General features: G+C 63.1%; 10 protein-coding genes. 5 read left to right on the top strand and 5 right to left on the bottom strand.

What is annotated here, in order from left to right:
• Positions 1 to 364 precede the first annotated feature (364 nt).
• The 5 genes from KF886_23885 to lpxA form a co-directional block, all read right to left on the bottom strand.
• Positions 365 to 1414: a substrate-binding domain-containing protein gene (locus KF886_23885; GenBank protein ID MBX3180402.1), complete on the bottom strand. Its 1050-nt coding sequence runs from the start codon at positions 1412 to 1414 to the stop codon at positions 365 to 367.
• The gene (locus KF886_23880) at positions 1411 to 2397 is read right to left on the bottom strand and encodes an ABC transporter permease (GenBank protein MBX3180401.1); all 987 of its coding nucleotides are present in this window, start codon (positions 2395 to 2397) and stop codon (positions 1411 to 1413) included. The genes KF886_23885 and KF886_23880 overlap by 4 nt, the downstream gene beginning before the upstream one ends.
• Complete coding sequence (locus tag KF886_23875) at positions 2394 to 4877, bottom strand: ATP-binding cassette domain-containing protein (GenBank protein MBX3180400.1); 2484 nt, start codon at positions 4875 to 4877, stop codon at positions 2394 to 2396. The genes KF886_23880 and KF886_23875 overlap by 4 nt, the downstream gene beginning before the upstream one ends.
• 151 nt (positions 4878 to 5028) lie before the next feature.
• Positions 5029 to 5418: a tetratricopeptide repeat protein gene (locus KF886_23870; protein MBX3180399.1), complete on the bottom strand. Its 390-nt coding sequence runs from the start codon at positions 5416 to 5418 to the stop codon at positions 5029 to 5031.
• A gap of 4 nt (positions 5419 to 5422) precedes the next feature.
• Complete coding sequence (lpxA, locus tag KF886_23865; GenBank protein MBX3180398.1) at positions 5423 to 6217, bottom strand: acyl-ACP--UDP-N-acetylglucosamine O-acyltransferase; 795 nt, start codon at positions 6215 to 6217, stop codon at positions 5423 to 5425.
• A gap of 2341 nt (positions 6218 to 8558) precedes the next feature.
• Between lpxA and KF886_23860 the strand changes: the two genes are divergently transcribed.
• The 5 genes from KF886_23860 to KF886_23840 all read left to right on the top strand — a co-directional run bounded on the left by KF886_23860 (position 8559) and on the right by KF886_23840 (position 14842).
• On the top strand, positions 8559 to 10370 hold the full coding sequence (locus tag KF886_23860) for a sigma 54-dependent Fis family transcriptional regulator (protein MBX3180397.1): 1812 nt from the start codon (positions 8559 to 8561) through the stop codon (positions 10368 to 10370).
• A 760-nt stretch (positions 10371 to 11130) separates the two neighbouring features.
• On the top strand, positions 11131 to 11664 hold the full coding sequence (locus tag KF886_23855) for a prepilin-type N-terminal cleavage/methylation domain-containing protein (GenBank protein ID MBX3180396.1): 534 nt from the start codon (positions 11131 to 11133) through the stop codon (positions 11662 to 11664).
• A complete protein-coding gene (locus KF886_23850) occupies positions 11661 to 12272 on the top strand; it encodes a prepilin-type N-terminal cleavage/methylation domain-containing protein (protein MBX3180395.1) in 612 nt (203 codons plus the stop codon). The genes KF886_23855 and KF886_23850 overlap by 4 nt, the downstream gene beginning before the upstream one ends.
• Positions 12273 to 12277: 5 nt before the next feature.
• Positions 12278 to 13312 (top strand): helix-hairpin-helix domain-containing protein, encoded by a 1035-nt coding sequence (locus tag KF886_23845; protein MBX3180394.1) that lies wholly within the window; start codon positions 12278 to 12280, stop codon positions 13310 to 13312.
• 84 nt (positions 13313 to 13396) lie between these two features.
• Complete coding sequence (locus KF886_23840) at positions 13397 to 14842, top strand: type II secretion system F family protein (GenBank protein MBX3180393.1); 1446 nt, start codon at positions 13397 to 13399, stop codon at positions 14840 to 14842.
• Positions 14843 to 14934 lie beyond the last annotated feature (92 nt).

Below are 14934 nucleotides of genomic sequence, written 5' to 3'. Positions count from 1 at the left end.
CGGTGGTGTTGGTGGGGGTTAGTGTTGTTAGGTTGGTTGGTGGTTTTGGTGGGGTGTGGGTGTTTTGGCGCCGCAGTCCCTGGGGTGGTGGAGGGCGGGGGGAAGACGACGGGACAGCCGCGCCTGTTGGGGCGGTGTTGGTGGGGGCTCGTGTTGTTCGGTTGGTTGGTGGTTTTGGTGGGGTGTGGGTGTTGTGGCGCCGCAGTCCCTGGGGTGGTGGAGGGCGGGGGGAAGACGACGGGACAGCCGCGCCTGTTGGGGTGGTGTTGGTGGGGGTGGGTGTTGTTCGGTTGGGTGGTGGTTTTGGTGGGGTTTGGGTGTTTTGGCGCCGCAGTCCCTGGGGTGGCGCTGCGGCGCCTGGGGTTTAGTAATCGAAGTTTTCGATGTTGTCTTTTGTGAAGACTAGGGGGTCGCCGAGGATGATTTCCGTGCCTTCTTTTCGGGAGGTGGTGATGCGTCCGGTGTTGAAGGATTCGCTTTCGGGGGTGAGATCGCCTTTTACGGCGGCGACGGCGGCGTGCACGGTGAGGTAGCCGAGGTCGGGGACGTTCCAGAGGACGAATTTCTTGACGGTGCCGTCGAGGACGTATTCTTTCATGGCCTTGGGGGTTGCGAGGCCAGTGAGGAAGATGCGGTCGGCGGCGCCGGCTTTGCGGAGGGCTTCGGCGGAGCCGGGGAGGGCGACGGAGGTGAGGGCGAAGATACCCTGGAGTTCGGGGTATGCTTTGAGGCTGTCGTCGCAGACCTGAGTGGCGCGGGCCTGGTCCTCGCCGGATTCTTTGGGGGTGGGGGAGAGGTTCACCATGCCGGGGTACTTCTGCTGGCGGTATTCCTCCATGAGCTTCATCCAGGTGTTCTGGTTGGCGGCGGTGAGGGTGCCGGTGATGTTGATGAACTTCGCCTCGGGCCCGACGCCCTCGGCCATGATATCCATGACGGTGTGGGCGATGCCCTTGGAGGTGGTCTGGTTCACGAAGAAGTCGCGCGCGTCGAGTTGCGCGTCGGTGTCCCAGGTGATGACCTTGACGCCGCGCTGGCGGGCTTTCTTGAGGACGTCGCTGATGGCGTCGGGGTCGTTCGGGGCGACGCAGATGGCGTCGTAGCGGCGGGTGATCCAGGTGTCGATCATCTGTACCTGCCGGGTGACGTCGGGTTCGACGGGGCCGTCGTAGTCGACTTCGACGCCGAGGGCGGCGGCGGCTTCCTTGACGCCGGTTTCGGCGGCGTTGAAGTAGTCGATGCCGATGAGCTTGGGCATGACGCCGATGCGGATGGTTTTTTCGGCGGCGGCTTCCGCGCCGGGCTCCGCGGCGCTTTGCGCGTCGGCGGGGGCTTGTTGCGGCTGCCCGCAGCCGGCCAGTCCGAATGCGAATGCGGCCGCCAGGGCCAGGCTGAAGATGGATTTGCTGGTCATTTACTTTCTCCCGCGCGCCGGGCCATCCACTCGTTGAAGACGGCCGTCACGATGAGGAGCAGTCCGACGAGGATGACCACGTATTGCGATTTCACACCACTCAGTTCGAGTCCGTATCTAAGAATACCGATGATCAGTAGGCCAAGCAAGGTTCCGGTGACGGAGGCCTGTCCGCCGCTGATGCGGGTGCCGCCGATGACGACGGCGGCGATGGCTTCGAGTTCGAGGCCGACGCCGCCATCGGCGCGGGCGGTGGCGAAGATTGCCGTGTAGAAGAGGGAGGCGACGCCGCAGACGAGGCCGGTGGCGGTATAGATGCCAAAGAGCATCCATCGCGCGGGTATGGCGGCGAATGCGGCGGCGATGGGGTTTTCGCCGATGGCGAGTGCGTAGCGGCCTATCCAGGAGAAGCGCAGCAGGAGTCCGCCGATGATGACCATGGCGACGAGGCCGAGGAGTGTTGCGGGAACAAAGACGGGATCGCCCTGGAAGTGGAAGGTGAAGAGGGTCCCGTTGCCGAGCCAGGTGAAGGCGGGCGGGAAATTGCTGATGGCGTCGGCCTTGCTGAGGCCGAAGGCCACGCCGCGGAAGAGGGTCATGGTGGCGAGGGTGACGACGAGCGGGGGTATGCGCAGGGCGCTGCTGACGCCGCCGTTGAAGGCGCCGGCGAGCCCGCCGGAGAGCACGGCGGCGGCGCATGCTCCCGCGATGGGCCAGTGGTAGTCGCGGTAGAGGATGCCGAGGATGATGCCGCACATGCCGACGATGGAGCCGACGGAGAGGTCGATTCCGGCGGTGGCGATGACGAAGGTCATCGGAATGGCGATCATACCGGGGACGACCCAGTAGCGGCTGTAGCTGAGTAGGGCGTCCAGGTTGAGGAAGTACTCGGTGGTCATGGCGAAACCGGCGAACATGAGGCAGAGCACGCCGAAGAGGACGGTTTCGCGGGCGCGGAGGATATCGCGGAGGAGGGCGTTCATGACGCGGAACCCCGGAGGCGCTGGACGAGGGCGTCGACGATGACGGCGAGGAGTATGAGTCCGCCCACGAAGATGTTTTGCCAGTAGGCGCTGGCTTCGAGGAGCACGAGGCTGTTGTAGAGCAGGGAGACGAGGATCGCGCCGAGGAGGGTGCCCAGGGCGGAGCCGCGCCCGCCGAGGATATTGGTTCCGCCGATGACGGCGGCCGCGATGGCCTGGAGTTCGAGGCCCACGCCGGTGTTGGCCTGGACCTTGCCGTAGTAGGCGGCGTTGAGCACGGCGGAGAGGCCGACGAGCGCGCCGGAGCAGGCGAAGACAAACAGGGTCAGCCGGGTTTTCGAGAGGCCGATGAGGCGCGCGGCGCTGGCCGAATTGCCGAGCGCGAGGACCTGGCGTCCGAGCAGGGTGTAGCGCAGGAGGATATGGGCCGCGATGGAAATGACGATGACGTAGTAGCAGATCTTTGGCACGCCCAGCCAGTTGCCGTCGGCCAGGGCGCGGTAGCCGGCGGGGAGATTCATGATTTCCTTGCCATCGGTGACGATGCGCATGACGCCGCGGTAGATGCTGAGGCCGGCGAGGGTGACGATGATGGGGTGGATACGCGCGGCGAGGGACATGCCGCCGTTGAGGAGGCTGAGGGCGACCCCGGCGGCCATGGCGATGGCCAGGCAGACGGGGGCGGGGACGCCGGCCTGTACGGCCAGTGCGGCGATGGCTCCGACGAGGCCCATCATGGAGCCGACGGAGATATCGATGCCGCCGGCGCAGATGATGAGCATGGCTCCCTGCGCCATGATCGCGGGGATGGCGGCGTTTTTCAGGATGTCGAGCATGTTTGACGGGTTGGCGAAGGAGGCCGGCGTCGTAACGGTCATGTAGCCGCCGAGGAGGAGGATGAATACGATGAGGCCGAGCTCTCGCATCTGCAGGGCGCGCGCGAGGCCGCGCCGGAAGGGGGTCTGCACGGCGACCGGTTTCTCCGCGCTCCGGGGCACGGCGGCGGCGGCGATGGCTTTTTCGCCGTCCTTTTTCGGGTCGAACTCGCCGGTGACGCGGCCTTCCGAGAGGGTAATGACGCGATCGCTCATGGCCATGACCTCGGGCAGCTCCGAGCTGATGAGGATGATGGCCGCGCCCTTTTCCGCCAGGTCGCAGATGAGTTTGTGGATTTCCGCTTTCGCGCCGACGTCCACGCCACGTGTGGGCTCGTCGAGGATGAGGACGTTGGGATTGGTGGCGGCCCAGCGTCCGAAAATGACTTTTTGCTGGTTTCCGCCGCTTAGGGTGCCGATGGGCTGTTCCATCGACGAGGCCCGCACGTTCATCTCGCGCATGACGCGATCCGCCAGATCGAGTTCGCGGCCGCGGCGGACAAAGGTTCCGGCGCTGAGTCGGGGCAGGAGCGTGATGCTGGCGTTGGTCCGGAGGGCGTGCTCGCGGAAAACGGCCTGTACGAGGCGGTCCTCCGGAAGATAGGCGAGGCCCTGGGCCACGGCGTGGCGCGGGGAGCGGATGCGCAGGGGCTTGCCGTCGATTTCGATGGCGCCCGAGGCGGCCTGGCGGATGCCGAAGACGGCCTGGGCGAACTCGCTGCGCCCGGCTCCGACGAAGCCGTAGAGGCCGACAATTTCGCCGGCGCGGACGTCGAAGGTGATGTCGCGGAAGCTGCCGTCGCGTGCGGTGAGCCCCGTGAACTTCGCGCGGACTTCCCCGATGGGCACGGCGCGCTTGGCGTGCACGGTTTCCAGTTCGCGCCCGACCATGGTGGCGACGATGTGGTCCATGGTGAGTTCGGAGACGGGCTTTGTTTCGATGGTCGCGCCGTCGCGCATGATGGTCACGCGGTCGCAGACCTCCAGGATTTCTTCGAGGCGGTGGCTGACGTATACGATGCCGACGCCGGCGTCGCGCAGGCGTCGGATCTGGGCGAAGAGGTTTTCGATTTCTTTAACGGTCAGCGAGGCGGTGGGCTCGTCGAGGAAGAGCACGCGGGGATTGGTCGCTACGGCGGCGGCGATTTCCGCCATGGTGCGGCGGGCCACGGTGAGTCCGCCGGCGTCCTGTGTGACGTCGAACGCCTCGCCCATCTCGGCGACCATCCGTCGGGCCTCGGCATGGGTCGCGCCCCAGTTGATGAGTCCGGCGGGCCCGCGTTCGAGTCCGCGCCCGAGCAACATGTTTTCGGCGATGCTGAGCTGGGCGAAGAGGTCGGCTTCCTGGTGGACGACCATGACGCCGTGTTCGGCGGCCTGGCGGGTATTTGCGAAGGCGACCTGCTGTCCGCCGAGGAGCATGACGCCGCCATCGGCGGGAAAGAGGCCGGTGGCGATGTTGATCAGGGTGCTTTTGCCGGCCCCGTTTTCGCCGACGAGCCCGAGCACTTCACCGGCGCGGACGTGCAGCCGCGCCTCGCGCAGCGCAACGACGCCGCCGAAGGTTTTGTCGATTGAAGTGAGTTGCAGGAGCGTGTCGGACATATGGGGGGATTTTAGCAGTTGACAGTTGACAGTTGACAGTTGACAGTTGACAGTTGACAGTTGACAGTTGAGAGTTAGGCTTTAGGCTTTGGGCTTTGGGCTTTGGGCTTTGGGCTTTGGGGTGTGGGGTTTAGGCATCAGTGGTTGGGGGTTATTTGAATCGCATTCGGTAGGTTGTGACCAGTTTTTTCAGTCCGGGGCTGTCGGGGTGGCGTTCCTGCAGGAGGGCGAGGAGGGCTTCGATCTCGTCTTTGCGGTCGAGGCGCATGAGCAGGAAGAGCTGGCGCAGGGCCATTTTTCCGTCGCGGGGGTTCTTTTCGCAGGCCTGTCGGGCGAGCTTCAGGGCCTTTTTGCAGGCGCGCTCGGCGGTCGGTGCGTCGCCGTTTTCCTGGGCGGACATGGCGAGGAAATCCCAGGCGTCGACGCTTTCCGGTGCGAGTTTACAGGCTTTTTCGGCGTGGGCGCGGGCGGTATCGAAGTCGCGCTGCTGGTAGGCGGCGGCGGCGAGTTCCAGGCATTGCTCCAGGGAGGCGCGGGCCATCTGGTCAGCCGAGGAGGCCGCGCTGGGAGGCCGCGATGAAATCGAGGATGGTCTTCCGCTCGGGGCTGTCCGGGACCTCGGCCTCGATGCGGGCGACGGCCTGGGTGATGTTGAGGTTGGAGCGGTAGAGGATCTTGTACATGGTGCGGATCGTCTTGATCTGGTCGGGGGTCAGGCCGTTTCGTTCGAGGCCGATGGTGTTGGGGCCGTGGCAGCGCCCGGGGTGTCCCTCGCAGAGCATGTAGGGGAGGACATCCTTGTTGATGCGTGACATGCCGCCGATGAAGGCCATGGTTCCGACGATGCAGAACTGGTGGACGCCGGTGAGGCCGCCGACGAAGGCGCGGTCGTGGATGGTGACGTGGCCGGCGAGGGGGGAGGCGTTGGCGATGATGACATGGTCGCCGAGGACGCAATCGTGGCCGACGTGGCAGGTGGCCATCAGGAGGCAATGGCTGCCGATGCGGGTGATCTTGGTGTCTTCCGCCGGGTCGTCGCTGTAGCGCGTGCTGGAACTGATGGTGACGAATTCCCGGATGGTGTTGTAGTCGCCGATCCGGGTGTTGCCCGGGTGGCCGACGCGGTGCTTGAGATCCTGGGGCGGCACGCCGACCTGGGCTCCGCTGTAGGTGCGGTTTCCGCGGCCCATGACGGTGCCCTGGCCGATCACGCAGTGGGGCCCGATTACGGAGCCGGCCCCGATGGTGACGCCGGCTTCGACAATGGCGTAGGCCTGTACTTCGACATCGTCCGCGAGCGTGGCGTCCGGATGGACTACGGCTGTCGGATGAACTTGCATACCACTCCCCGGTTAATCGTGGATGAGGGATTGATTCGGCCTGTATGTATGGCCGAGGTTTTGTCTGCCCGGACCGGCTGGCGGGCAAGTCCCGGCCTGGTCACGCGCTGCGGGCTGTAATTATGGTTCTTTTTTTGCCCTCAACGCAAGCCGCGCGCCCGGGCGCGAACCACGAATGAACCTGGCGCAGCCTTCTTTCGCAACCGAGGGGGGGGAGCACCACGAAGGGCAAAGGGCACAGGGCAGCCATTGGCCGCAACGACTTTTTTGAACCGCGAATGAACGCGAATGGACGCAGGGCAGCCGTTGGCCGCAACCGAAAAAACGTTCACCACGAAGGGCGCGAAGACCACGAAGGAAAGAAGTTGGAGAAGGATTGATATTCACGCGAAGGCGCAAAGGCGCAAAGGAGACGATCGAGGGCGCGGCGCGCGGTTTCGGCGGGCGGGGGATTGGATCTGGAGCCACAGAGAGCACAGAGGCGCCTCTGGCCGCAACCAAAAAAATGATCACCACGAAGGGCACAAAGGGCACGAAGAGAAATGGAGAAGGGCTTTAACCGCAGAGAACGCAGAGAGCGCAGAGGATGGCTCTTGTACGCAGATGAAGTAGTTGGTTGAATGGGGGTGCGTTTTTGACCACGAATGGACACCAATGCACACGAATGCGCCTCGAGCGGCCACTGGCCGCGATCAGGAATTGTGACCACGGATTTATTTCATGACGACACGATAGTAATCGGTCTGGTCGTTGATGTGATGCCTGCTGGCTGCGCGCCGGATTTACGAAAGCCCATTCGGATTGAATTAAAGCATCGGAATCAGAAGCGGGTGGAAGGGGCGGCGGGTTGTCTGGTCCCCATCTTGTCTCGGACGTCGCCGTAATCCGTGTCATCGTAACTGTGGTCAATAATAGAATAAATACTTCATACTTTGGTATTCATGGGACGGCCCGGAAATTCTTCCTGGAGTTTCCAATTCGTAAATGCTTTTACAACAGGTTGTTACGGAGGTATTGCGCGCAAGAACTTGCAGAAAAAACAAGAAAATGACGGATAGTAGTACAGAGATCACAAAGAAGTTGATTGTAGAGCGAATGAACGCGAATGACGGAAGTGTGGTTTCGCTTTGGGATTCCAGGGCTGTTTTCACGGCTTCCATGGGGCGTTCGAGGTTGGCGCTCACGCTGTCTCAGGCTGGAAGGCGAAGGCACGTTGGCGGGCGTTGCACTTGTGGGGTGATGGTGGGTCCACGGCGGCCATTGGAACTGTCCGAAGAGTGGGGCGGGGAGAGGTTGACGGATCGTAGTACGAAGCGAAGAAGATCGAAAAGGAGCGATACTCACGCGCAGGCGCAAGGATGCAGCGTAGCTGGCGCAGGCGCCGCTGGATTTGGTGGTGTGCTGGGGGGGGTGGGGCTGGTGTTGTTGGGGGCACACGAACGCGCCTGGGGAGCGATCGCGCGGCACGGGGGGCGGAGAGCAGGGTTTTGCGGGATGATAATGTTTTTGTCCAGCGAATTACGTCAGGTACCGCTACGGCTCATTAGGATGGCTAACCTCCGGAGGGGTGGGATTGCGGGGGGGAGGAAAAGAAAAACTCGTAACACTTTAGCCGTCTGAAGTAGTCGCCCTCGTCGCACCCAACGGTGGCGGCTCTCGGTGATCGAGCACCGTCATCCCCACGAAAGTGGGGATCCAGAGACCATGCAACGTTAACCTCGCAAACCCTCTGGATTCCCGCCTTCGCGGGAATGACGAATACATCCTTTGTAAGTAAGGAATCTCGTATCGGCGAACGCCTTACTTCAGACGGCTAAAGTGTTACAAAAACTCCAGAACACACGGGCGGGCTTGGGGGAGGGGCGGTTCCGTTCCGCATGTCCTGGAGTCAAAACTGTATCGCCCGTTTGGGGCGTTAGGGTTGAATTTCTCGCAGGGACGACAGCGCATTCATCCCTGCGAGGCTTCGTTCGGCTTCACCCTCTGGAGTCGAATCCGTCCGGAAGCTATCTGTCATGTATACCAGATGTGTGCCAAATAAATGACGGCCCGGGAAGTTGTTGCAGTGTATTACTTTGGAATGATTTGTGATGCGGGCGAGGGTGATCTTTGCGGCGTCGGTGTCTGTTTTTCGGACAGGGTGTGCTGTCCGGTTTTCGGACAGTGCAGTGGCGTAACATTGTGGTTGTATCGGGTGTGCGGGATTGACGTATGATAGGCGGTGGGTTTCGGGGAGTACGCGGGCTGGCCGGTCGTGCGCCTTTGCAGCGCGCGCCGCCGCCATTGCGATTGCGGAAGCGAGGCAAATGTTGCGAAGCATCAGGGCAAAGGGGTGAGTCGTATGCAGATCGTGGTTACGGCGAAGGCCGGTTTCACCCGGGGGGCTTCGTGGCTCCTGGACGCGAAGCCGCTGGTCATAGGCCGGTCGTATCGATGTGATATTGTGGTGGATGACAGCACGGTTTCGCGGCAGCACTGCCGTATCGAGCCGGCGGAGAACGGTGTCCGGCTGCTGGATCTGGGAAGCCGGAATCCGGCGCTGGTGGACGGGATGCCGCAGCTTGACGCGGTTCTCAAGGTGGGCGAGGAATTCAGCGTTGGCCGGGCGGTATTTCTCGTTACGGCGGTGGCGGCGGCGGCTGCTGCGGCGCCGGCGAAGCGGGCTACTGATTCGGACACGATATCGATCGACCTGAAGGATCTGGGGCTGGACGCGATCGATCAGGAGAGCGCTTGGCCGGGTTCGATAACGGACTATGTTCTGCTGTTTCGCTTTTCCCGGGTATGCAGCCACCTGAATTCGGAGGCGGCGCTGTGCGGGGAGATCGGGGCGGTGTTCGCAAAGCGCTTCGCGCCGGCGGAGGTGCTGATACTGGAGGATGACGATGGCCGCTGGCCGCTGGGCGCGCTTCTGGGGGAGGCGGCGGGGGCTGCCGTGCCGAACGAGGATATTGAGCGTGCGGTGGCTGAGCGGCGCGCGTTTGCGTCATCTCACGAGGGGAAGGACGGGGAAGGCCAGCAGGTGCTTCTGGCTCCGGTGTTTTTCTCTCAGCAGTGCCTGGGTGTGGGGGTGCTTGTGTCGCCGGCGCGCGGGATCGGCAATGAGCGGGAGCCGGCGCTTCGGCTTTTTTCGGCGCTCTGCGAGCTGGTCGGCCCGTATGTGCACGCGGCGCGGGAACACGAGAAACTGGTCAAGCTGAACCACCGGCTTTCCGGGGCCGAGTCACTGGAGAAGATGCCGCTGGTTGGGCAGAGCCGGGTCATGAAGGGGTTGCGGTCGCAGGTGTATGAGGCGGCGCAGACACCGCTGAATGTATTGATCACGGGGGAGACGGGGACGGGGAAGGAGCTGATCGCGCGCGCGCTGCACCGGAACAGCGCGCGGGCGGAGAAGCCCTATATCATTATCAATTGCGCGGCGATCCCGCCGGAGCTTTTTGAAAGCGAGCTTTTCGGGCATGAAAAGGGGGCGTTTACGGGTGCGCACGTGGCGAAGCGTGGCCTGATCAGCGTGGCGGATGGGGGGATACTGTTTCTGGACGAGGTGGGGGACCTGAGCAGCGAGAACCAGGCCCGCATACTACGGGTGATCGAACACGGCACGTACCGCCGCATCGGGGCGTCGCACGAGGAGTTTGCGGACGTCCGTTTTATCGCGGCGACGAACCGCCCGGTGGAGGACAAGGGGTTTCGGGGGGATTTGTATCACCGGCTGGCCGGTTTTACGATCCAGGCTCCGCCGCTTCGGGAGCGGACGGAGGATATTCCGATTCTGGCGCAGTATTTCATTGATAATCTGGCGGCGCGGGAGCCGGCGCTTATCCGGACGCTGTCGCCGGAGGCCGAGCAGGTTTTGAAGCAATACCACTGGGCGGGAAATGTGCGCCAGTTGCGGAATCTTATCGAACGCGTTGCGCACCGGGCGCGGGGGACGCTGATCACGGCGGAGGACATCTGGCGGGATGGGCAGATCAGCGCGAATTCGGCCCGGGAACCGGGGCCGTTGCTTTCGCTTGCCGAACTGGAGCGGGAGCATGTGCTGAAGGTGTTGCGCAGCTGCCATGACAATCGTGCGAAGGCGGCTCGGATTCTGGGGATCAGCCGCAGCACGTTGTATGCGAAGCTGGGGGAGTATGAGGGGCCGGTTGGGTGATGGGCTCTTGGGGGTACAGCCACCGGCTGGGTTTTCGCATCCTTGCCATACCTTGAGCACTTTGGCCAGCCGGATGCAGTCCCCTGGCTTGTTTGCCAGCCGGATGCAGTCCCCTTTTGGGGGGTACAGCCACCGGCTGGGTTTTCGCATCCTTGCCATACCTTGAGCACTTTGGCCAGCCGGATGCAGTCCCCTGGCTTGCTTGCCAGCCGGATGCAGTCCCCTTTTTGGGGGTACAGCCACCGGCTGGGTTCTCGCATCCTTGCCAAACCGTGAGCACTTTGGCCAGCCGGATGCAGTCCCCTGGCTTGTTTGCCAGCCGGATGCAGTCCCCTGGTACAGCCACCGGCTGGATTGGCGGCATGGGGCAGGACGTTGGGTTGCTTGCCAGCCGGATGCAGTCCCCTGGTACGGCCACCGGCTGGATTGGCGGCATGGGGCGGGGTGAAATCCCGAAATGGGACACGTGCGCGTAGGAATTGTTGGAAATTTTACACAATTTTGTCTTTCGTCAAGGGTTTAATAGCCTGATTTCCCGTTTTTTTTAGTGTTGACATGTTCGGTGGAATGTGCATACTATAGTCCTTGACCGTTTGGTCCGACGGGAATGATTGAATCCCTGGTTCTTTCAGACAGGGATGAATTTCTCAGGCAGGAATGTCTGAGTCCCTGGATTTATCGAAGACGCTTGCTGACCCGGTGAGTCCCCGGGCCATGGCTCCCGGGGAGGGGGTGATGGTCACGTGCAGGAAGGAGATTCATGCAATTCGTTGTTCGAACTCGCAAGGCGCCGCGCGTGGTATGTCCACGGGCCGGCTTTACCCTGATCGAAATGCTGGTGGCGATCTCGGTAATCGGTGTGGCGGTGACGGTATTCATGCAGATGTACACGGCCAGCATGGATCTTGGTAAGCTTTCGCGGAACCGGCAACTTGCGTCGGAGATTGCGCGGGAGCAGTTGAATCTTCTGATTATGAACCCGTCCAGTTACGTGTGGGAGACTTCCGGCGCGAACGCGGACGGGCTTTTTCGTATCCGGACGACGGCGGACGAACCGCGGGCGGGCATGAAGGTGGAGGCGCCTCCAGTGGCCCCGTTTGCGCGTCCCGCGCGTGCCCGGCAGGAGGTGGTTTACGATCAGTACCGCTGGCGGGCTTTTGGCCGGTTGGGCCAGAACGAGCAGTTTTACGAGGTGTTCGTGGATGTGCGCTGGACCCAGTCGGGCAAGGATCATCACCTGGTATTGACGGGGGCCGTGCCGAAGAGCGCGGCGATTTCGGAGGGCCAGCGATGAGACGCGTGCGGTCCAATTCAGGATTCAGCCTTTTCGAGATGCTGGTGGTGCTTGGCGTTCTCGGGGTGGTTTCGACCATTGGGATAGGCGCCTTTTTCAATCTGACGAGCGCGTGGCGCCTGACGACGTCCCGTCTTGAGCTGGGCGATTCGGCGGCGTCGGCGATCAAGGCGATCCGGCTTGATCTGGCGGACATGCCATCGGCGCGCCTGACGGGAGAGGCGCTTCGCGGGGTGGACGTGCTGAACGAGGAGGTCCGGTACGAGGATCTTGTCCGGCTGGAGGATGATCAGTTGATTATTCCGGTGGTCCAGCGCGATCTGGAGGGTAAGACGCGGCGTGCGGGCATACGCTATGCGGTGGACCGGAGCGAGGGTAAACATGTGCTCCGCCGCTATCCGGCGGGCATCCCCGATGCGCCCGGCCAGGAGGTTGCGGCTGGCGTTCTGTCGTTTGAGGTTCACTATCTGGACGGGGGAGCGTGGCGCAAGGCGTGGTCGGAGCCCCGCAACCCCGAGGCGGTTCGTGTGAGCGTGGTGCTTCAGGGGCAAAGCCGGCCCGACGAGCAGCTTTCCCGCAGTGTAATCATTCCGATACCGGTGAAGTGAGGCCCATGAGAACGTACAAACCCCATACGACATTTGCGATGGCCGTACGGGAGCGCGGCGGCCAGCGCGGCGCGGCCCTGGTGCTGGCGCTTTCGATGCTTGTGCTATTTGGCATTTTGGGCACGTGCTACCTTCGTTACATGAATCTGACGGTGGTCGAGGGGGACATGGAGTTGCGGCGCGTGCGCGCGGAGCAGCTGGCGGCGGCGGGGATACAGGTGGCGGTGGAGGCGCTGCGCCAGGAGGTGTTGCAGGCCAACCGGTACGTTGATCGGGGGGTGACGCGCGAGTTTTCGTTTAACACCTACGGCGCGATCAGTCATGGGGACGAGGGCGTTTCGGGGGAGGCGATACCGGGGAACCCGCGGCTTGCGATTGCGGGGGTTACGATCCACGACGAAAGTGGCCGGGTGAACATCAATCACGCGCCGGCCGAGGTGCTGCAGCGGCTGATGGGCATTGACGCGGCGACGGCGCGCAAGATTGCGGAGTACGCGGCTCCGGGGGGGCAGGGCCAGCCGTTTCTTTCGCTGGACGAACTTGTGACGCGCAACCTGCTGAGCCAGTCGCAGTATGACGCGTTGAACCTGTCCAATTTTACGGTTTTTTCGGCTCCGGGGTCGCAGCCGGGCGCGGGTTATTTCAACGTGAATGAAGCATCGCCGGCGGTGCTTGCGGCGGTGCTGGGTCTATCGGAGGAGCAGGCGACGCGGGTGAAGTCGGCGGCGGGGGATGGTTTCACGTCGCTGGCGGCGTTTGGCCAGGCGGTTGCGTCGGTGACGGGTGCGCCGGCCACGTCGGTCGAGGGGAATTCATCGCTTGGCCTGGTTTCGCGTTGTTTCCGGGTGGTCAGCGAAGGCCGTTACGCGAAACTTCTGGACGAGGGCGCTTACCAGGCGGCTGCTCCGAACGAGCGGGGGCGCTACCTGAGCAATTCCGCGTCGGGGCGGGTGGAGGCCGTGGTTCTCTTCGGGGACGACGGCACGTACGAGATTCTCCACTGGCGCCGGGGGCGTGGTGACGCGGGTGGTGACGCGTAGACTGATTACCGGTATTGAAACATTGCGCGCGGCGCGCCACCGGGGCCGCCGCGGCAAGGAAACGATTAGGGAGGTTGCCTTCTGATGGCCGACGAAGCCGAACACAAGGACGAGATCACCGAAGCGGAGGCCGCGCCGCCGACCGGCGAGGCGCCCGCGGACGACGCGCCGCCCGCCGCCAAGAAGAAGGCCGCGGCGAAGAAGGCGCCGGCCAAGAAGGCGGTGGCGGCGAAGAAAGCCGCCGCCAAGCCGATTGGCAAGAAGGCGCCGATGAAGAAACTGGACGTGAAGACGCTGGCGGACGAGTTGAAGGCTCCGGCGGCGGAGGCTCCGGCCCCGGCCGCGAAGGCGGAGGAGAAGCCGGCGTTGGTGAAGGCGGCGGCGGTGAAGCCGGGTGGCGCGAAGGCGGCATCGGGCAAGCGCGTGGCGCTGGACGACGCGGGCGGCCCCGCCGCGAGCGCGACGTATATGCGCCGGGTTCCCCGCAGCCAGGTGACGGACTTTCTCCGTCAGCTTATCATGCTGTTGCGGGCGGGCACGCCGATTCTGCGATCGTTGCAGACGCTGTCCAAGCGGAGTTCGAACCGCGCGACGCGGGCGCTTATTGCGGACATCACGCAGTATGTGGAGGCGGGCAACCCGCTCTGGCAGGCCTTTGACCGGCACAACCGCTACTTTGATCGGGTGTTTGTGAACCTGATTCGCGCGAGCGAGGCCAGCGGTACGCTGGTGACGGTGTTGCAGCGGCTGGTGTCGTACCGGACGAAGCGGGAGCTGCTGAACAAGCGCGTCATGGGCGCGATGCTGTATCCGGTGCTGCTGATCCTGGCGTGCACGGCGGTGTTGTGGCTGCTTACCAATATCGTGGTGCCCGAGTTCAAGGATATTTTCCTGAAAGCGGGCATCCAGTACGGCGCTATGACGCAGACAGTGTTTAACATCTCGGATATCGTCGCGATTTACTGGTGGACGCCGTATGCGGCCGTGGTGGCCATCCTGGTGCTTTACGCTATTGCGGTGAAGAAGTCGCCGACCGCGAAGATGCTGTTTGACAACCTGAAGATCCGGCTTCCGATTGTGGGCGAGATCCTGCACAAGGGCGCGCTGGTCGACCTGAACCGGACGATGGCGTTGCTTATCCGCTCGGGCGTATCGATGATGCAGACGCTGGAGCTTACGCGATCGGCGGTGCGGAATCTTTACGTGGCGGACTCGCTCAAGGACGTCCGCGATTCTATCGAGCGCGGGGGGGGCATGGAAGGCCCACTGCGTAAGCACTCGGCGGCGATCCCGCCGGTGATGACGGACATGCTGGTGACGGGCGAAGACGCCGGCCGGGTGGACGAGATAGCGGACCAAATCGCGGATATCTACGAGGAAGAAGTGGAAATCAAGACCCAGACGCTGGGCGAGGCGCTCCAGCCGATTTTCACGGTCCTGGTGGGTGTTGCGGTAATCGTTCTGTTTATCGCCTTGTTCCTGCCGCTGATCACTTCGATGGATCAGCTGGCCGGGAGCGCAGGCGTGTAAATAGTGCTGCGGAGAACATCAGCGAATCTCTCCGGGGCGTCCAGCTCGAAAGGGCTGGACGCCCTCCCCATTTTTTGCGGATACTTTGGGTG

The organism is Candidatus Hydrogenedentota bacterium, assembly GCA_019637335.1.
Lineage (GTDB): Bacteria > Hydrogenedentota > Hydrogenedentia > Hydrogenedentales > JAEUWI01 > JAEUWI01.
The sequence above is the reverse complement of the archived record's forward strand: the minus strand, read 5'-3'. Positions and strand labels throughout refer to the sequence as shown.

What these genes read in the sequence shown, in the direction of transcription:
- KF886_23870 (MBX3180399.1), bottom strand. Translation starts at nt 5,418, where the DNA reads ATGGCCCGCGCCTCCCTGGAGCAATGCCTGGAACTCGCCGCCGCCGCC.
- lpxA (MBX3180398.1), bottom strand. Translation starts at nt 6,217, where the DNA reads ATGCAAGTTCATCCGACAGCCGTAGTCCATCCGGACGCCACGCTCGCG.
- KF886_23860 (MBX3180397.1), top strand. Translation starts at nt 8,559, where the DNA reads ATGCAGATCGTGGTTACGGCGAAGGCCGGTTTCACCCGGGGGGCTTCG.
- KF886_23845 (MBX3180394.1), top strand. Translation starts at nt 12,278, where the DNA reads ATGAGAACGTACAAACCCCATACGACATTTGCGATGGCCGTACGGGAG.
- KF886_23850 (MBX3180395.1), top strand. Translation starts at nt 11,661, where the DNA reads ATGAGACGCGTGCGGTCCAATTCAGGATTCAGCCTTTTCGAGATGCTG.
- KF886_23840 (MBX3180393.1), top strand. Translation starts at nt 13,397, where the DNA reads ATGGCCGACGAAGCCGAACACAAGGACGAGATCACCGAAGCGGAGGCC.
- KF886_23875 (MBX3180400.1), bottom strand. Translation starts at nt 4,877, where the DNA reads ATGTCCGACACGCTCCTGCAACTCACTTCAATCGACAAAACCTTCGGC.
- KF886_23880 (MBX3180401.1), bottom strand. Translation starts at nt 2,397, where the DNA reads ATGAACGCCCTCCTCCGCGATATCCTCCGCGCCCGCGAAACCGTCCTC.
- KF886_23855 (MBX3180396.1), top strand. Translation starts at nt 11,131, where the DNA reads ATGCAATTCGTTGTTCGAACTCGCAAGGCGCCGCGCGTGGTATGTCCA.
- KF886_23885 (MBX3180402.1), bottom strand. Translation starts at nt 1,414, where the DNA reads ATGACCAGCAAATCCATCTTCAGCCTGGCCCTGGCGGCCGCATTCGCA.